This window comes from Polynucleobacter sp. 31A-FELB (assembly GCF_018882405.1).
GTDB lineage: Bacteria > Pseudomonadota > Gammaproteobacteria > Burkholderiales > Burkholderiaceae > Polynucleobacter.
Genome location: NZ_JACVOO010000015.1, coordinates 22,669 through 39,373, shown reverse-complemented (window position 1 = coordinate 39,373; position 16,705 = coordinate 22,669). Strand labels below are relative to the sequence as shown.

Here is a 16,705-nt window from a genome sequence, read left to right as displayed (position 1 = left end):
GTTTATGGAGTAGACTTTGCAATAAAGAAGGCCTTGGGAACCTCAGTACACCAAACTACACCATCCCCTATTTGACCTGTTTGACAAATAGTCACAATCCGGTCCATGAAAACCTGTGCGACCTCATCATTGCAAACAATTTCAACCTTCACTTTCGCAGAGTAGTCCGTAAGTTCATCTTTGATATTGAACTTACCAGTGCGATTGGGTGCGCTACATCCCTCAACTTTAGTTACCGTCATCCCCGGGAAACCTGGGGTCTCTAGGAGCGCCGTTCTGAGGGCAGCTAATTTATTTGGGCGAATAACTGCCTTCACTTCCATCATGCTTCCACCTCTTTATCTTCAAACCATCTATATAAGACGGGCAATACTAGTAATGTTAATGCGGTTGAGGTTATTAGTCCCGAGATTACTACAGCCGCCAATGGGCGAGTTACCTCAGAACCAGGTCCACCAGAAAAAAGCATCGGGACTAGAGCCAACATCGCCACTGAGGCGGTCATCATGACTGGCCTGAAGCGGTGGCCGCAGCCATGTAGCAAAGCATCTTCCATGGAGTAGCCATCTTCACGCAATTGCTTAATGAATGAGATCAACACCACACCATTAAGAACCGCGATACCCCAGAGATTAATGAATCCAACAGCAGCTGGCACAGATAAATACTCTCCAGATATAAACAAACCAAATACGCCACCAATCGAAGCAAATGGCAAAACCAAAATAATGAGTCCAGCTAAGCGCAGCGACTTAAAGAGCATGAAGAGCAAGAAATAGATCGCTAAAATTGTGATTGGAATGATGATCATCAAGCGCGCCATCGCACGTTCCATATTTTCAAACTGACCACCCCACTGCAAAGAATAACCCTGAGGAAGCTCAACCTCTTTGGCAATAAGCTCTTGCGCCTCCTGAACGAATCCCCCCAGATCTCGACCATCGACGTTCACACCGACCACAAGACGGCGCTTGCCAGATTCTCTAGAAATCTGCGCTGGACCATCTACGAGGGAAATATCCGCCAGGTCGCGCATTAACACCTGAGCTCCATCTGGAGAATGCAAAATAATGTTACTAATTGCATCAACATTATCCCTATACGGCCCAGGATAACGAAGCACTAAGGGAAAACGTCTCTCACCCTCGTAGATCGTACTAGCCTGTTTGCCACCAATCGCTGTTTCAATAACTTCATTCACATCAGAAACATTAATGCCATAGCGCGCGATTGCATCACGATTGATATTGATATTTAAATAATTTTGTCCTGAGGCTTGCTCTATACGCAAGTCATTGCTACCCTTCATTTTGGTCAAAATCTGACTAATCTGGCTACCCAGCTTTTGCAAAACTACTAAGTCATCTCCAAAAATCTTGATGGCTACCTGCGAACGCACTCCAGAAACCATCTCATCAACACGAGCGGCAATTGGCTGAGAAATGGAGAGCTCAATCCCCGGTAAAGTTTTTAACTTGTCACGGATCTGCTGGGCAATCTCCTCCTGACTAAACTTGCGATCACCTATAGGCTTGAGCGTTACGATTGGATCTGATTCATTTGGCTGACCTGGATCCGCGGGAGACTCACCCTTACCTAGACGAGATACCGCCATCTTCACATCTGAAATAGTCATGATGCGTTTAATGGCCTCAAACTCCAACTTTATGGATTCATCCAAAGAGATATTTGGAGCTCGCACAATCACTGGGGTAATAGAACCTTCTTGCATCACTGGAATAAATGCTTTTCCAAGCAAGGTAAATCCAACAATACTAGCTGCTAATCCTATTAAAGATCTTTTAACAACTAACTTTGGATTAGCAAGACACCAATGCAACCAACGCTCATATGGCGCGCGTAAACGAGCCACAATTTTGGTGTCATCTTCACTTCCGCCCTTCAAGATGTAAGAGCAAAGAACTGGAGATAAAGTAAATGAAAGGATCAGTGAAATAGTGAGTGCAATGGCGATAGTAATAGCCATTGGCGCAAACATTTTTCCTTCCATACCCTCTAAAGAGAGTAAGGGCATGAAAACCAAAATAATGATGCCAACACCAAACAGTACGGGCGTACCCACCTCAGTGGCGGCCTCTAAAATAATACGAATCTTAGATTCACCTGTTTTGAGTCTTTCGCCTAACTTGGCGAAGGTGTTTTCTACCACCACTACCGATCCATCCACCATGATGCCAATCGCAATGGCAAGGCCGCCAAGCGACATCAGGTTGGCAGAGATGCCGTAACGGTTCATCACTAAGAATGTCAGTAAGGGCGTCAGGATTAAGGTTGCCACCACAATGAGTGAAGAGCGAACATCACCTAGGAATAAAAACAGTAGGATGACAACGAGAATGACGCCTTCAATTAATACCTTGGCCACATTGAACATCGCAGCATTTACCAAGTCCGTACGATCGTAAAAAGGAACAATCTGCAGACCGTCAGGCAATAACTTGCCTTCGTTAATCTCGGCAACCTTGAGTTTGATCCGATTGACTACTTCCCGGGCATTGCCGCCACGAATCATCTGAATAATGCCAGCAACACTTTCGGTGTAACCATTTTTAATGGCTGCACCCTGCCGGATTTCGCTACCGATAGTTACCTCAGCCACATTTCTAACGTAGACCGGAATGCCTTTTACTTCTTTGAGAATAATCTTTCCAATATCCTCGGGTTTAGTAACTAGACCCACGCCGCGAATAAGGTAGCGCTCTGCATAGGTAGGTAGCTGCCCACCTCCAGAATTCGCATTATTTCTAGCTAGGGCTTCGTAAATGTCGCGAAGACCTAATTGATAGTGACGCAATCTTTCTGGGTTTACCAAAACCTGGTATTCGCGTGCGTATCCACCTTGCGTATTGATCTCAGCAACACCAGGGATGGAACGCAACATTGGACGAACAACCCAATCTTGAATGGTGCGACGCTCTTCAAGCTCTTCGACCGTTAACTGCCTATCGCCATCAGAGGGATGATCAAGTGTGTACTGGTAGATTTCGCCTAAGCCCGTTGATGGAGGCGCCATAACAGGAGTAATTCCCACTGGCATAGCGGAAGCGACCTCGATCAAACGCTCGGTAACGAGCTGCCTAGCAAAGTAGAGGTCGGTCTTTTCTGTAAATACCAGGGTGATGACTGATAGGCCATTACGATTCAGTGAGCGCATTTCAGTCAAGCCAGGCAAACCAGTCATGCCCAACTCAATTGGCACCGTAACGAAACGCTCTACCTCTTCAGGCGAGCGGCCTGGTGCCTCTGCTGCAATCTGAATCTGTACGTTTGTGACATCTGGAAACGCATCTACTGATAGTCGTTTTGTGGCTAGTAAACCTGCAACGAACAACACCAACGCAATGATGACAACCAATAAGCGTTGTTGCAGCGAGAGACGAACAATTTTTTCAATCATCTTGACTAGCCGCCACTCAATTGTCGCTTGCGTTCAGTATTTAAATGGAAAGCACCATTAATAGCAATTTCTTGGCCATCTTTAAGGCCGGAGACAACAGGGCGATACCCTTTACCCTCTGGGCCCAATTTAACGGTAACCATGCGATAGGTGTCGTCATCCTCACGGATGAAAACGTGATCATGATTGTCTTCACGAATAACTGCGCTAGCTGGCACTAATAAGCGTTCTGTAGGCTGACTTTCAATCATCATGGTTGCTAACATGCCAGGTTTAATTAGACCCTCTTTGTTGGGCACTTCCATTCTGACTACTACCGTACGAGTTTGCGGATTAACGATAGAGTCTACGTGCGCAACTACACCTTCAATCTCGGCATTCCTTAAGGCAGGAATAATCAGATTTACTTTTTGACCCTTGTGAATCAAATAAGCATTGCTCTCGGGGATTTCTGAAACAGCCCACAGTGAGCCCAGGTCCGCAACAGTAAATAAGGCATCAGCAGGCTGAACCACTTGACCCTTATTAATCTTACGCTCCACAATTTCACCAGGGATGGTGGCAATTACATTGTTGGTGGATTCAATGACCCCTGATTTTGCTAAACGATCAATGCTGGGCTGATCCATACCCTGAACGCGTAATTGATCATTCGCTGCCCGATATTCTGCTTTTGCACTGCTCGCCTCAGCCTCTCGCTTTTGGAGCTCAGCCAAAGCAATCACATCTTCTTTGTACAAAATTCTGGCGCGATTAGCAGCTTGATCTGCTAACTGGCTAGCACTCTTTGCTTTTAAGTAAGACAGTTGGGATTGAGTCAATTCAGTAGAAGTGATCTTCGCCAAAATATCACCCTGCTTTACAACCTGTCCTGGGATTGCCAAGATATCGGAAACACGACCCGTGACGTTCGCACCAATACGAGACAAAAATAATTCATTGAAATCAATGCGGCCAGAGGCTCGTAGCTCCTCTACAAAAGACCCAGTAGAGATCCGTCCATCTGTAATCATATTTCGCAGATCACTGTTGACGATCACCACGTTAGGATCTTGCACAGACTTGATGGCCGGACTGCGATCAAATACGTTGAAATAATTTAGGATGATCAGAAATAAACAAAACCAAGGAAAGTAGAAAAGACCTTTCTGCGTCCACTGCGGACTCTTATCGTACTGATGAGCCACACGAGGTAAATGAGTGCTAAACCACTCATGGGTAAGCACATATAAATCATTTTGGGTTTTAATAACGAGGGCAATCCACTCACGCGCATAGACTTTTGCAATCGCCATATAGCGGGAGTAAAAACCCTTTAATTTATCCATCATTACCGTGAATTCTTGCTTCATTGCTTTCCACTCTCAATTTTTGCAATCCACTCTGGAGTTGCCCTTAAACGCTGAATCTCTGTGACAACCGAAGCCAAATCAAACCGCGCTTTAATTAAGTCATTACGAGCCACTCTAAATGTTCTTTGCGCATCTAAATACTCGAGCATGCCCCGCTCACCATAACGATAAGAAACTTCCGCAATCCGTCTTGCGCTCGAAGCCAGCTGAACAACTTCCTGATCCAATATTTTTACCTGATAGCTAGTCATTTGATATAACTTATAAGCCGTCTCTAACTGCTGCTCTAGGCTCTGGCTTTGTGCATTGAATTGATTCTTGGCTTTAGATGCATTGGCTTCCGCCTCTGCAATCTGGCCACCCTTAAAGTCCCAAATAGGAATGCTCACCACTAAGCCATAGAGGCGGTCAGTGAAGTTGGGGTCGTTATATTGCTGCGCCTTGATGGATAGCTTTGGTAAGCGGGAGTTCTGCTCAAAACTGAGCCTAGATTCAGTCGCTTCAACCTCTGCTTTTGCCCTTTGTAACTCAGGACTCTGCGAGTGCAACTCACTGAGCAAGGTTGGTAAAGGGGGTAACGGCTCTATCTTGAAGGTTTGAGAAACCACTTCATAGTCAGCTGGCAAGTTATGCCCGACCACCTGTCTGAGTTGCCCCTTGGCCTGCTCAACCCTAAGCTTGCTAGATTCCGTATTAATTTGTGCATTTAGGAACTCAGTTTGCGCGCGAATTAATTCAAATCGAGCAGTCTCGCCAACGTCATACCGAATTTGCATACGATCACGAATTTGCTTCGTTAACCCCAAATCTTCTTCAGCAGCTTTTAATTCCGCATCACGACGCATTAATTCATAAAAACGCTGCTGCACTCTTGAAATCATTTCAATCTCGAAAGCAATGCGCGCTGCATCCGCGGCCCGGACATTAGCCTCGGCAGCATTCACTCTTGGATAACGGGTATATGGCATGTCCAGAGGTTGTGTTACTGACCACGATGACACATTGCCCGTAGTTAATGGCCCCGATACCGAACGTTGTTGCCCAGTATTTAATTCAAACTCAGGATTTGGAATTGCGCGGGCTGAAGAGAGCTGGCCTTTGACTGCCTTCGATTGATCTCGCGCGGCTAATACTTGGGGGCTCGATTCCAATGCAATCCCAATCAACTCATTGAGCGTAAGTGGCTTTTGAGCTTGCGCACTAACCCCGCCTGCGAACAGGATGCAGAAAGTCAGGATTGAGGCAGACGTTAAGCGATTCATTACGACAATTTTAGAGATTCGAGGTGACATCCCATTATCCGACCCTGAGGCTGGAAATAGGTGAGAAATTCCCCAAATCAGGGATCTGGGCACGGTTTTGAGTAGGTATATCAAAGATTGGTCTAGCAAATTCAAAAGATAACCATTTATAAAAATTTAAATGGTCTTGCCTTGATGATGCATCACCCATATACCGGGCCCAAAGGCCGAATTGACGATATATGGGACTCAGAAGACTGAGCAGGCTACTCCCCACATGTAAGGGGGTAATTAGATCATACTTATGATGAATAAATTGAATTAAGGATGAATTTCTCATACGTAGACGTGTTTTGAAAATCGACCATATTTTTGACTTTTATGAAACGTCTTCTGAATCAGCTTATAAATTTTCTTTAGGCACATTTCCAGAGCCATACGCTTATCTCTCGCGGTCATGCTCACTTCGATTTGATGGTGGTCAAATGTCTCTAAGCTAATCATGCAATGTTGATTGCAGGTCGCCTTTGATGATGGGACTGCAGAGTATCGAATCTTAATTTTTCGAACCATCCAAAAAAGCCGCTTCAAAGAGAACTTCACCCGATTCTCTGTGAAGACCTTTAATTCTGGCTCTACGGCTTCTTTCGCATCTAAGATCACATCCATTCGCATCTCTCCTCTGTTAAACACAAGCTCAGAATAGGACAATCTTTACTTCTAATAAAGCAGAATTTAATTGACTTTAATTCAGTATTTAACTGAATATTGATAAGCAAAAAAAATGCCCTCAGATCGAGGGTATAAAAGAGAACAGCTGGATTAAAACTAATCAATCACTACTGCCATCAGTGCAGTTGCTGCGCCAGCACCCAGAGCCGGAATGCCCCAACGCTCAAGCGCAGGCAAGGAACTGCCAGTTACCACCTCCACTGGAATATCGCTGATTTCAAGCAACTTAGCGGTAGTGGAGTTTTCAAATAAACGACTCAGGGAGTTTTGCTTTGAAGCGCCAATCACAATGCGATTGCATTCAAGTCGCACCGCTTCATCACGAATGGCGCTACCCTTATCTCCACATACATAAGCAAAGGAAAAGTTTAGCCCGCGACTTTCAAGATATGCAGATGCTGAGGCTGCAGCCTGAGCAGCACGTTCAGCATGCCACTCATTAATATCTTGCTTGCTCAAAAATTTACCGATGTGACGATATAAGGTAGGCTGCACATTGCACAAGTGAAAATGGGCGCTGGGGTCCTGCCCATAAGTCTTCACAGCATGCTTTACCGCCATATCTGAATTTTTTGAACCATCTACAGGAATTAAAATTTTATTCATTTTGCTTTCTCCATAATTAGGGGACTGCTCTTGTGAAACCGCATTTGCAGACTCAGGAACAACAACCGAGGGAGCAATCACACCTTCAAGCGCACGCCTACTTCTAATAAAACCGCTAGTTAACACTCCCAATACAACAGCTACTTGAATCACATATTCCAAAGCGGGGCTCTGGGAAGCAAGCCAGTCCTGAGAGATAGGCTCAGAGGTCATCATTTTTGCAGCTGTCCATGCCAATACGCCAGCACCCAAGTAGGTAACAGAAGGGTAACGCTCGACCAGCTTGAGGATTTGTGTTGAACCCCAGATCACCACAGGAATGCTAATTAACAATCCAAGAACAACCAACACATAACTACCGTGCGAAGCACCTGCCACTGCGAGAACATTGTCTAGACCCATGATGGCATCGGCAATCACAATGGTTTTCATGGCACCCCAAAAAGTGGTGGATGCTTGGCCATGCTCATCATTCTCTTGCTCGGGATTTAGCAAGCGGTAGGCAATCCAAACCAATAGCAAACCACCTATCAACATCAAACCAGGAATCTTCAGTAAGTAGACAACCAATAGCGTCATTGCGCTTCGAACTGCAATCGCACCGACAGCGCCCCAGATAATTGCCTTTTTCTGCAGATGCGCTGGAAGATTTCTAGCAGCCATCGCAATCACAATGGCGTTATCACCCGCAAGCACCAAGTCAATCACAATAATTGCCAGTAAAGCCGAAAAAAATTCGGGGCTAAATAGTTCCAATTTCATCTCCTCATTTAATTACCCATGAATTCCATGGATTTCTATGGGGTTAATTTAGGCTGATTTGCACTTAACTAAAAGCAGAGATATATTGATAATAATTTCGTAAAAACCTGATAATCAAAATGCTCTATAACTACCGTCACCTTTACTACTTTTGGGTAGTGGCCAAAGAAGGCAGTATGTCTAAAGCCGCTGAACGCCTCAATATCGCAATCCAGACGATTAGCGCCCAAGTACACGAATTAGAGAAATCACTGGGATATCTACTATTTAAGCCTGCGGGTCGAGGTATCACCCTCACTGAGTCTGGCTTTGCCGCCCTAGAAATTGCTGATCAAATTTTTCTCTTGGGCGAGCGCTTGCCAGAGGCAGTAAGGGAAGCCGCAAGCTCTCCTAAAACCAAAATTACAGTTGGTGTATCCGATGGCCTTCCCAAGCTAGTCACAAGACAACTTCTGGGGCCGATCTTAGAAAAAAATGATGTGCAGCTGATTGCGCATGAAGGTGAATTTGAAGATCTCTTAGCAGACCTAGCGCTTCATAGATTAGATGTTGTGCTTGCAGACAGACCTGCCCCAATCAACAAAAATCTTCACGTCTACAGTGAAGAATTAATCAAGTCAGCCATTGCATGGTTTGGCCCTAAGAAGCTACTCAAAAATTCTAAGAAAGCTTTTCCTGCCTGCCTGAATGAGTTACCCATTCTGCTGCCAACCTCTCACTCGAAGGTTCGCCATTTGATAGATCAGTGGTTTGCTGAAAATGGCATCAACCCCAATATTGCAGGAGAGTTTGAGGATAGCGCTCTACTGAAAACCTTTGCTGCCAGTGGCCTTGGAGTCTTCCCAGCCGGAGAAAGCATCAAGAAAGATTTACAAGAGACTTATCACATCGAAATGATTGGTAAGTGCGAGGATATCTACGAATATTTTTATGCCATTCGCTCAGAGAAGAAAATTCAGCACCCACTAGTAGAAGCGATTATCAGGCGTTAGGAGATGGCAAATTTTTTAGATCCGGCAATCTTGTTTTTTATATTTGGCGCATTTGCTGGCGCTGTGAAATCAAACCTAGAAATCCCACAACCGATTGCTCGCTTTCTATCACTCTACCTATTAATGGCATTGGGACTCAAGGGTGGATTCGCGCTACATAAATCTGGGTTTACAACTGAAATCGTCCTCTCACTTGGTCTCGCAATATTTTTAGCCGTCCTTATTCCTATCATTGGTTATCAAATCCTCAGAACAAAGCTAAACGCATTTGATTCAGCGGCCGTTGCCGCTACCTATGGCTCTGTCAGCGCCGTAACATTCATCACAGCCACCCAATACCTGGATCAATTCAATATCAGCTATGGTGGCCATATGGCAGCGGCGATGGCGCTGATGGAATCTCCAGCAATCATTCTGGCGATAGTGCTAGCAAACAAAGCGAGGGCTGCACACGCAAAACAAACTCAAACTGAGCTTACTCAAACAGGGGTCTCAAAAATACTACATGAATCCTTTACCGATGGCGCGCAACTCTTGCTGCTTGGATCAATGGTAGTTGGCTTGGTAAGTGGAGATACGGGTCAAAAACTCATGGCACCCTTTTCCATTGATCTTTTCAAGGGAATGCTCGCATTTTTTCTACTGGATATGGGTTTGATGGCAGCCAGAAATATAAAAGGTCTGAAGGGAAAACCGCCCATCACCCTCCTCTATGCAATTGCCTCTCCACTGTCACATGCTCTCATCGCATTAGCGCTCTGCAAGTTGATAGGCCTGCCACTTGGCAATACTATTTTGCTGATGGTCCTTGCTTCAAGCGCCTCCTATATTGCCGTGCCAGCTGTTTTACGACATGCCTTACCGGAGGTGAATCCAGCCCTCTATATGGGCATGTCGCTGGGCATCACTTTCCCATTCAATATTATTTTGGGCATTCCTCTCTATGCCATGCTTGCCAAGCTAGTAATATAAAAGTGCTATTTCTTTTTTAGTTTCGGTGTATCACTACTTTTTTGTACTGATGAAAACTGACTCATATTTTCTACGCTCTTCTCAAAGCTTACAAATGAGTCTGCCATTGCCGCACGGATCAATTCAAAATTCTGGAGCGCATTGTTAAATGAGGTTTTGAATACAGAGGTATAAGGCTCAGTTCCCGCCGGAGCATTTTGGGTGGCTTCATTCACAAAATGAATTAAGTCGTGTTGCGAGTCTTTAATCATCGTTTCTGCAATTTTCGCGAGCTCTTTATTGCCGCTGGCGAAAGCTTGAAAAAGTTGAGCCTGATAGTCGGCCACCTCTTTTGCGGCTTCTTGCAATACCTCAGCATGCACATACTCAAAGGCTGCCTTTGGATCCTGCGTCTTCATGAGCTCTGCAACCTTAGATTGCAAACGAGAAGATAGTTCTTGTGCAGCGCGCTGATTTAATTGGGCAATCTCCTGAGCGCTTGTCAGCGCGGCTTGGCCAACTGCTTGGGCAGCTTTCATTCCCTTGTTCTGACTTGCCATTGCACCTAAATCAAATGGATTCTTGCTCATTTGCACTCCCTTATTTAATCAGTGATTTTTTCAATCTACTCCCGAATGATTGGTAAGGAGATAGAGAAATACCACTAGAGACTGGCAGAAATGCAAAAGAGCGCCCTCAGGCGCCCTTTTTGATCATTTGACCTAATTTAACGTACGACGATGGTGGCACCCTGACGCAATTGGGACAGGAATTCAAACTGCTTTTTCTGCATCAAACCATTGCGAATAGCTGCCTTAGCCTGCTCAAAAGTTGGCGGCTTGCTGGATTTTTTATCTTCTAACTTAATTAAATACCAACCTTGTGGCATCTGAATTGGCGCTGGAGAAACCTGGCCTTTAGATAGGGTTGTCAGAACACTGGCAATTTGCGGCAAGGTCTGACCTGCCTGTACCCAACCTACAGCACCACCTTGAACTTTATTTGGAGCCAATGAAACACTCTTAGCCACTTTATCGAAAGACTCACCTTTTTTAATTCTGGCCAAGGCAGCTTGCGCATCAGCCTCAGTAGCAACAGCAATATCACTCACCTTATATTCCACGATCATGCCCTGTGAGCCCAAAGAAGCAATCTCACGGTTGTACTCTGCTTGGACATCCGCATCACTCACGGGATTTTTTGACATATAAGTAGATAGCTCTAGATCAGCTAAATAATTTTGACGAATCATAGCCAACTGACTATTAGCTCTGTCTGAATTTGCGAGGCCATCTTTATCGGCCTGCTGTGACAAGAGAGCAATTTCAATCATCTTCGCTAAGACTGCCTTGCGAAGCTCTGGAGAATCTTTTTGACCTTGAGACAGGGCCGCTTGAATTCCTTGCTCAACAGTGTCATTGGAAATAATGTATCCATTAACAGAGGCAGCCGCGTTAATCGGCAACGAGTTTTGAGAATGAGCTGATGTAACAAAGCCTAGGGCTATTACAGCGCTTGTAAGTAAACGAATGGAATGTAATTTCATGGAAACTCTTTTCTAAAATGTAGAAGCAATATTAACAGTTAGACCTTGCTAGAAGGTAAAGGTAGCGGGTATTGGCTCAAAGGGGGCAGCAGATTCAACCTCTTGCGCTTCAGCCTGCTCTTCACCATCTGGATTTTTGACATAACGTGAATCAAAAGGAACCTTCGGCTTCTGACTAACGGGTGGCGGGTCTAAGTAAACCGGGCCTGCGGGAGTCTCCATCGGAGCAATAGGCTGGTTATTAAACTCTTGGATTTGCTCCGGAGTATAGGGCGAGAAAGTTTGGGCAATTGCAGTCAATGAGATTGCAGAGCTAAAGGCAATCCCGAATACCAGAATTGATTTTTGCCAAATGGAATTATTCATAAGTCTTTCGTGCCTAGGCCAGCAAGCCATCAGCAATTAATTTAATACTAGCTACTAATAAGAAAAATTGGACAATGATGTAGTACCACTTAGCCGAAATCTTCTTAGCCAAATAAAAACCTAGATATACGCCCACCGGCACTAAAGGCAAAAATAATATTGAAGTGGCCAGCTGATTGAAATTCAGTAAATCAAGATAGGCATAGGGAACTAATTTGCCAAAATTTATCACCGTAAAAAATATGCCCAATGTAGAGGTGTACACCATTGGTGAAACTTTTTCCCTGAGCATATAGATTGTGATTGGTGGACCCCCTATATGCGCAATAAATGAAGTAAAACCAGAAACTCCCCCCATCAATCTTCCAAGCCAAGGAAATGGTTTAGCTTCTTTTAGATTCAAACGGGAGATCACTAAGCTTTGTATCAAAAAGAGTAAGGTAAAAATTCCGATCGATAGCGATAGGATTTTGGGGGTAATAGCAGAAAAGAAAAGATAACCCAAAAGCATTCCGAGTGCAGCTGGCAATAGGATCAGCCTTAGCATTCTCCAATCGGCATTTTTGAGAAATCGTCGCAATCCGACCAAATCAATTGCAATTAAAAGCGGCAGAAGAATTGCTAAAGCCTCATTAATACTGGACTGACTCGCCATGAGAGGCAAAGACAGAACTCCTAAACCGGCACCAAACCCACTTTTAGAGACTCCGACAATGATGACGCTAATAGTTGCCAACACAAAGAAGGCTAAGGAATGGTCATTGAAAGCCTGAACCAAAGAAATCATGAGGGGATTGCCAAGTACGAAAGGGGTGAAGACCTATTTTAAAGCCAAAACACGATGGAAGTGGCTTTAATAAGGTATCCTAAAGCAAGAAACTTAGCCCATCCCCAACTCATGAAGACGCCGATTTCATTTTCCAATAAGACATATGCGCTTGACGGTAGATCGCAATACCTTATTCGCCCTATTAAGCTCGACGATCGAGAGCGAATCATTGGACTCTTTAATCATCTCTCACCTGAGAGTCGCTACTTGCGCTTTGCGCATTCAATCTCTAAATTACCAGATGATTTTCTGGATGACATCTTGCACCTAGACTATAAAAAAGAAATGGCCTTAGTTGCAGTCATTACAAATCATTCAGGCATGGATGAGATTGTTGGAATTTCACGCTATGTGACTCCACCCAATCAAAGCATTTGTGAGTTTTCACTGAGTGTGAGCGATAGCCACACTGCACATGGCATCGGAATGCATTTGATGCTTGACCTCATTGCCTATGCAAAAGAAAATGGATTACAAGAAATGCTAGGTTATGTCTTAAGCAAGAATCTCAAAATGTTGCGCCTGGTTTCTGACTTGGGATTTCAAATTACCAATCTCGATGACGATCCCGACTTTAAAACTGTCAGCCTTCTTCTATGAGCCCAATGTCTATGAATACATCCAATCACATTCATGCAGAGTCATCCATCTTGATCTTGATCGATTTACAAGGACGCTTGATGCCTGCAATAGATCAAGGCGAGGCGGTACTGAATCAATGCATCCGCACTGCTAAGATTGCCCAACTACTCGAGATTCCGATTATCGGCACGGAGCAGAGCCCAAATAGCCTGGGAAGCAATATTGAATCCATCAAGTCCTTTTGCGGTACCACGATTAGCAAAGAGCATTTCAATGCCTGTGCCGATGGCCTCACTGAAGCAATTCCCGTCAATCGTCAGCAATGCATTTTGATGGGATGCGAAACCCATGTTTGCTTAATGCAAACAGCACTCAAACTCATCGACGAAGGCTACGATGTATCGGTGGTAGTAGACGGAGTTGGCTCACGCAGAGCGCTCGATAAGCAAATTGCTCTAGACCGACTGCAAATCGCTGGGGCCAGACTTATTACTGGAGAGATGCTGGGATTTGAGTGGCTCAAGAGCGCTCAAAATCCAGTCTTCAAAGAAGTTCTTGCTCTACTCAAATAATAGATCTGGGCTAGTGAGGCTTTATTTGCTATTCTGCATCATCACTTAAAGGATCCATATGGCAAACGACACTCAAACCCAAAACGACGAAGACTTTGACTATGGGTGCGAATGCGCCATGACACTCTTAAATGAGCCGACAGAAGATTGCCTGAATGATCTGATTGACGAGCTTGATGAAGATGGCATGATCGCAACAGAAGTTGTTTACGGTCTGCTAGCAACCATCCTCATGAGTATTACCTCCGAAGATGAAGATGACGAGGAAGTTCAGTAAATAGCTAGGTCAAGACTTGGCGGGCAAATTGATCCATGGCGCTTGCCATGGTGACATCCAGCTCAGTTAAGGCTTTCATCGAATGGGTGCTCAAGCGTACTGACACCCTATTCCAAGAATTAGACCAATCTGGATGATGATCCAGCTCTTCAGCAAAGTCTGCACAGAGCGTCATAAACTCAAAGGCATCTTTAAAGTCTTTAAATTCAAATGCTCGAGTTAACTCCTGAGCATTCTGATTCACCCGCCACTCGGGCAGTATTTTTTCATAATCAAAATCGCTTGGCACTAGCTTTGGCTTAGGCACTGGGGGCATCCACGCTTTTAGACAACTTTTGTAAATCTTCTGGATATAGCCAACGCCACTCACCTTCAGCCAAATCTGCAGGCATCAGGTATTGACCGATTTCAGTACGGTGTAGTTTGGCAACATGATTGCCTACTGCCGCCATCATTCGCTTCACTTGATGGTAGCGACCCTCAACGATAGTCATTGCCAGTAAATTTTCGCCGAGCTGTTTGCATGCTGTAGCAAAACAAGGCTTCGGATCGTCATCCAGCACAACACCATTGAGTAAGTGATCGATCTGTTTTTGGGTAATGGGCTCGGGAGTGGTGATCTCATACACCTTGCCAATATTCTTTTTTGGCGTAGTCATCTTATGAATAAACTGGCCATCATCTGAAATCAGAATTAAGCCGGTAGTATCAAAATCTAAGCGGCCAACACATTGCAAGCCTCGCTCTACAAAGGGCTTAGGCAATAAGCTATAAACGCTTGGATGATGCGTAGTTTTGTGAGAGCACTCATAGTTTGGAGGCTTGTTAAAGGCGATATAGGCTTTTTCATGAAACTCCCAGTCCTTGCCTTCCACATTAAGTATCAAACCCTCTGTCGCGATGCGCTCCTCGGGATCTTCTGCCAAAACACCATTGATCCTGACTAGGTCGGCATAGACTAAATCGCTGCAAAAGCGCCTTGTGCCAAATCCTTGGCTAAATAATATTTTTTCGAGAGAAATTGGTTTGGCCATATGTTGCCGAGAATACTACAAAGCAGACTAACTAAGCGATCGTGAAATGAAGCCGTTATGATTGATGTATACCCTCTTTTTGCTTCTTACTTACTGTCGCCATGCTATCAACCCCAGCCCCCAGAAACCCCTTACATACCCGTGAAATTACCTTTCAGGGCTATGCCCGAGAAGATGGTCTGTGGGACATTGAAGCCCATTTACGGGATTTCAAATTTCATCCATTCACTACTGGTGGAAAAACCTGGGAGCCTGGCCAAGCTTTTCACGATATGTGGGTTCGTATTACCGTCAATACCGAATTAATCATTCAAGCAATTGAGGTGGCAATGGACAGTCATCCTCACCCAGAATGCCCCCAAGTCATACCTCCAATGGATGCGCTAATTGGCGCACGCCTTGGCAAAGGTTGGCGCAAAACGATCAATGAACATCTTGGCGGGATTAAAGGGTGTACGCACTTGCGAGAGCTGCTGAGCAATATTGCCACAGCAGCTTTCCAGTCTATTCCTGGGGCGCTATTTGACCCAGATGACAACAAGCCGCCGCTCTATCTGGGAACCTGTAAATCTTGGGACTTTGACGGACCAGTAGTGATGCGCGTCTATCCCAAGTTTTACAAATGGAAACCTACAGTCTAGATATCCTTAAAACTCACCACGGTGAACATTAAAGCCGTTAAAAGCTTGCTGCACCGGCATCAGCTCGACCAAATTAATATTCATATGGCTTGGCAAGTTGGCAGACCAGTAAATAGCCTCAGCAACATCATCCGCGCTCAATGCCTTAACGCCGCTATAGACCTGACCCGCCTTGTCATCATCACCCTTAAAGCGTACATTAGAAAATTCTGTACCCGAACACATGCCAGGCTCAACGCAGGTAACGCGCACTGGTGTACCAATTAAATCAGCTCTGAGGTTCAAACTAAATTGCTGCACAAAGGCTTTAGTGCCACCGTAAACATTGCCACCTGGGTAGGGATAATTTGCTGCTACAGAACCTAGGTTGATTACGTGCCCACACTTACGCTCTACCATTCCAGGCAAGAAAGCGCGCGTCATATGCACTAGACCTTTGATGTTGGTATCAATCATCTGATCCCAGTCCGAGAGAAATGCTTGGTGTGCTGGCTCTAAGCCTAAAGCTAGTCCAGCGTTATTGACCAGCACTGTTACCTTGGCAAAGTCTGCTGGCAATGTTGCCGCAAGAACATCAACCTTTGCGCTGTCACATACATCCACGACCAAGGTAAGTAATTTTTTCTGCTGCTCTGCCGGAAGAGATGCTTTTAATGCCTCTAAGCGCTCCACCCTTCTGCCTACAGCAATCACTTTATGACCATTCGCCAGAAAACGTCTGGCGGTTGCCTCTCCAAAGCCAGCTGTAGCACCGGTTACTAATACTGTATGTTCCATATTCTCTCTGCTTATCTTCTGTAATTG

General features: G+C 44.9%; 19 protein-coding genes and 1 pseudogene. 6 read left to right on the top strand and 14 right to left on the bottom strand.

Going from position 1 to position 16,705, the window contains the following annotated elements:
• Positions 1-2: 2 nt before the first annotated feature.
• From ICN30_RS09230 to ICN30_RS11675, 7 genes and pseudogenes are all read right to left on the bottom strand, one after another.
• Complete coding sequence (locus tag ICN30_RS09230; RefSeq protein WP_216275052.1) at positions 3-326, bottom strand: P-II family nitrogen regulator; 324 nt, start codon at positions 324-326, stop codon at positions 3-5.
• Positions 323-3,418: an efflux RND transporter permease subunit gene (locus tag ICN30_RS09225; protein WP_216275050.1), complete on the bottom strand. Its 3,096-nt coding sequence runs from the start codon at positions 3,416-3,418 to the stop codon at positions 323-325. Before ICN30_RS09225 ends, ICN30_RS09230 begins: the two co-directional genes overlap by 4 nt.
• A 5-nt stretch (positions 3,419-3,423) precedes the next feature.
• Positions 3,424-4,770, bottom strand: a complete 1,347-nt coding sequence (locus ICN30_RS09220; RefSeq protein WP_216275048.1) for an efflux RND transporter periplasmic adaptor subunit — start codon at positions 4,768-4,770, stop codon at positions 3,424-3,426.
• Entirely contained in the window at positions 4,767-6,032 is a 1,266-nt protein-coding gene (locus tag ICN30_RS09215; RefSeq protein WP_216275047.1) for a TolC family protein, read from the bottom strand. Before ICN30_RS09215 ends, ICN30_RS09220 begins: the two co-directional genes overlap by 4 nt.
• A gap of 315 nt (positions 6,033-6,347) precedes the next feature.
• Positions 6,348-6,680, bottom strand: a complete 333-nt coding sequence (locus ICN30_RS09210) for a hypothetical protein (protein WP_216275045.1) — start codon at positions 6,678-6,680, stop codon at positions 6,348-6,350.
• A gap of 159 nt (positions 6,681-6,839) precedes the next feature.
• A complete protein-coding gene (locus tag ICN30_RS11680) occupies positions 6,840-7,349 on the bottom strand; it encodes a universal stress protein (protein ID WP_255533201.1) in 510 nt (169 codons plus the stop codon).
• A gap of 93 nt (positions 7,350-7,442) precedes the next feature.
• Positions 7,443-8,111, bottom strand: a pseudogene (locus ICN30_RS11675) (TerC family protein); the annotation flags it as partial.
• Positions 8,112-8,230: 119 nt separating this feature from the next.
• Here ICN30_RS11675 and ICN30_RS09200 point away from each other — a divergent pair.
• Positions 8,231-9,103 (top strand): LysR family transcriptional regulator, encoded by an 873-nt coding sequence (locus tag ICN30_RS09200; RefSeq protein WP_216863117.1) that lies wholly within the window; start codon positions 8,231-8,233, stop codon positions 9,101-9,103.
• A 3-nt stretch (positions 9,104-9,106) separates the two neighbouring features.
• Complete coding sequence (locus tag ICN30_RS09195) at positions 9,107-10,075, top strand: sodium-dependent bicarbonate transport family permease (RefSeq protein WP_216275040.1); 969 nt, start codon at positions 9,107-9,109, stop codon at positions 10,073-10,075.
• 5 nt (positions 10,076-10,080) lie between these two features.
• On the opposite strand, the gene ICN30_RS09190 is transcribed toward ICN30_RS09195, so the two are convergent.
• The 4 genes from ICN30_RS09190 to ICN30_RS09175 all read right to left on the bottom strand — a co-directional run bounded on the left by ICN30_RS09190 (position 10,081) and on the right by ICN30_RS09175 (position 12,753).
• A complete protein-coding gene (locus tag ICN30_RS09190; protein WP_216275038.1) occupies positions 10,081-10,644 on the bottom strand; it encodes a phasin family protein in 564 nt (187 codons plus the stop codon).
• A gap of 137 nt (positions 10,645-10,781) precedes the next feature.
• The gene (locus ICN30_RS09185; RefSeq protein WP_216275036.1) at positions 10,782-11,600 is read right to left on the bottom strand and encodes a peptidylprolyl isomerase; all 819 of its coding nucleotides are present in this window, start codon (positions 11,598-11,600) and stop codon (positions 10,782-10,784) included.
• Positions 11,601-11,648: 48 nt separating this feature from the next.
• Complete coding sequence (locus tag ICN30_RS09180; protein WP_216275034.1) at positions 11,649-11,966, bottom strand: hypothetical protein; 318 nt, start codon at positions 11,964-11,966, stop codon at positions 11,649-11,651.
• A 13-nt stretch (positions 11,967-11,979) separates the two neighbouring features.
• A complete protein-coding gene (locus ICN30_RS09175; protein WP_216275031.1) occupies positions 11,980-12,753 on the bottom strand; it encodes a sulfite exporter TauE/SafE family protein in 774 nt (257 codons plus the stop codon).
• Positions 12,754-12,864: 111 nt separating this feature from the next.
• Between ICN30_RS09175 and ICN30_RS09170 the strand changes: the two genes are divergently transcribed.
• From ICN30_RS09170 to ICN30_RS09160, 3 genes are read left to right on the top strand one after another with little or no spacing between them, the layout of a single operon-like run.
• Entirely contained in the window at positions 12,865-13,395 is a 531-nt protein-coding gene (locus ICN30_RS09170) for a GNAT family N-acetyltransferase (RefSeq protein ID WP_216275029.1), read from the top strand.
• A gap of 11 nt (positions 13,396-13,406) precedes the next feature.
• The gene (locus tag ICN30_RS09165) at positions 13,407-13,949 is read left to right on the top strand and encodes an isochorismatase family protein (protein WP_216275027.1); all 543 of its coding nucleotides are present in this window, start codon (positions 13,407-13,409) and stop codon (positions 13,947-13,949) included.
• Between the two features lie 58 nt (positions 13,950-14,007).
• Entirely contained in the window at positions 14,008-14,226 is a 219-nt protein-coding gene (locus ICN30_RS09160; RefSeq protein ID WP_216275025.1) for a hypothetical protein, read from the top strand.
• A gap of 4 nt (positions 14,227-14,230) precedes the next feature.
• Here the strand turns inward: ICN30_RS09160 and ICN30_RS09155 are convergent, their stop codons facing one another.
• Positions 14,231-14,533 carry a 4a-hydroxytetrahydrobiopterin dehydratase gene (locus tag ICN30_RS09155; RefSeq protein WP_370626627.1) on the bottom strand — a complete coding sequence of 101 codons (303 nt, stop codon included), beginning with the start codon at positions 14,531-14,533 and terminating at the stop codon, positions 14,231-14,233.
• A complete protein-coding gene (locus tag ICN30_RS09150; protein WP_216275021.1) occupies positions 14,526-15,260 on the bottom strand; it encodes a pseudouridine synthase in 735 nt (244 codons plus the stop codon). The genes ICN30_RS09155 and ICN30_RS09150 overlap by 8 nt, the downstream gene beginning before the upstream one ends.
• 101 nt (positions 15,261-15,361) lie before the next feature.
• Here ICN30_RS09150 and ICN30_RS09145 point away from each other — a divergent pair, with 101 nt between their 5' ends.
• Positions 15,362-15,901, top strand: a complete 540-nt coding sequence (locus ICN30_RS09145; protein ID WP_216228731.1) for a DUF2889 domain-containing protein — start codon at positions 15,362-15,364, stop codon at positions 15,899-15,901.
• Positions 15,902-15,907: 6 nt separating this feature from the next.
• On the opposite strand, the gene ICN30_RS09140 is transcribed toward ICN30_RS09145, so the two are convergent.
• Complete coding sequence (locus ICN30_RS09140; RefSeq protein WP_216275019.1) at positions 15,908-16,678, bottom strand: SDR family oxidoreductase; 771 nt, start codon at positions 16,676-16,678, stop codon at positions 15,908-15,910.
• Positions 16,679-16,705 lie beyond the last annotated feature (27 nt).

Bases quoted from the DNA above. Each gene is read 5' to 3' on its own strand.
- ICN30_RS09210 (WP_216275045.1), bottom strand. From the start codon at position 6,680: ATGGATGTGATCTTAGATGCGAAAGAAGCCGTAGAGCCAGAATTAAAG.
- ICN30_RS09200 (WP_216863117.1), top strand. From the start codon at position 8,231: ATGCTCTATAACTACCGTCACCTTTACTACTTTTGGGTAGTGGCCAAA.
- ICN30_RS09145 (WP_216228731.1), top strand. From the start codon at position 15,362: ATGCTATCAACCCCAGCCCCCAGAAACCCCTTACATACCCGTGAAATT.
- ICN30_RS11680 (WP_255533201.1), bottom strand. From the start codon at position 7,349: ATGAATAAAATTTTAATTCCTGTAGATGGTTCAAAAAATTCAGATATG.
- ICN30_RS09190 (WP_216275038.1), bottom strand. From the start codon at position 10,644: ATGAGCAAGAATCCATTTGATTTAGGTGCAATGGCAAGTCAGAACAAG.
- ICN30_RS09185 (WP_216275036.1), bottom strand. From the start codon at position 11,600: ATGAAATTACATTCCATTCGTTTACTTACAAGCGCTGTAATAGCCCTA.
- ICN30_RS09230 (WP_216275052.1), bottom strand. From the start codon at position 326: ATGATGGAAGTGAAGGCAGTTATTCGCCCAAATAAATTAGCTGCCCTC.
- ICN30_RS09170 (WP_216275029.1), top strand. From the start codon at position 12,865: ATGAAGACGCCGATTTCATTTTCCAATAAGACATATGCGCTTGACGGT.
- ICN30_RS09160 (WP_216275025.1), top strand. From the start codon at position 14,008: ATGGCAAACGACACTCAAACCCAAAACGACGAAGACTTTGACTATGGG.
- ICN30_RS09225 (WP_216275050.1), bottom strand. From the start codon at position 3,418: ATGATTGAAAAAATTGTTCGTCTCTCGCTGCAACAACGCTTATTGGTT.
- ICN30_RS09175 (WP_216275031.1), bottom strand. From the start codon at position 12,753: ATGATTTCTTTGGTTCAGGCTTTCAATGACCATTCCTTAGCCTTCTTT.
- ICN30_RS09220 (WP_216275048.1), bottom strand. From the start codon at position 4,770: ATGAAGCAAGAATTCACGGTAATGATGGATAAATTAAAGGGTTTTTAC.
- ICN30_RS09140 (WP_216275019.1), bottom strand. From the start codon at position 16,678: ATGGAACATACAGTATTAGTAACCGGTGCTACAGCTGGCTTTGGAGAG.
- ICN30_RS09150 (WP_216275021.1), bottom strand. From the start codon at position 15,260: ATGGCCAAACCAATTTCTCTCGAAAAAATATTATTTAGCCAAGGATTT.
- ICN30_RS09165 (WP_216275027.1), top strand. From the start codon at position 13,407: ATGAATACATCCAATCACATTCATGCAGAGTCATCCATCTTGATCTTG.
- ICN30_RS09195 (WP_216275040.1), top strand. From the start codon at position 9,107: ATGGCAAATTTTTTAGATCCGGCAATCTTGTTTTTTATATTTGGCGCA.
- ICN30_RS09215 (WP_216275047.1), bottom strand. From the start codon at position 6,032: ATGAATCGCTTAACGTCTGCCTCAATCCTGACTTTCTGCATCCTGTTC.
- ICN30_RS09180 (WP_216275034.1), bottom strand. From the start codon at position 11,966: ATGAATAATTCCATTTGGCAAAAATCAATTCTGGTATTCGGGATTGCC.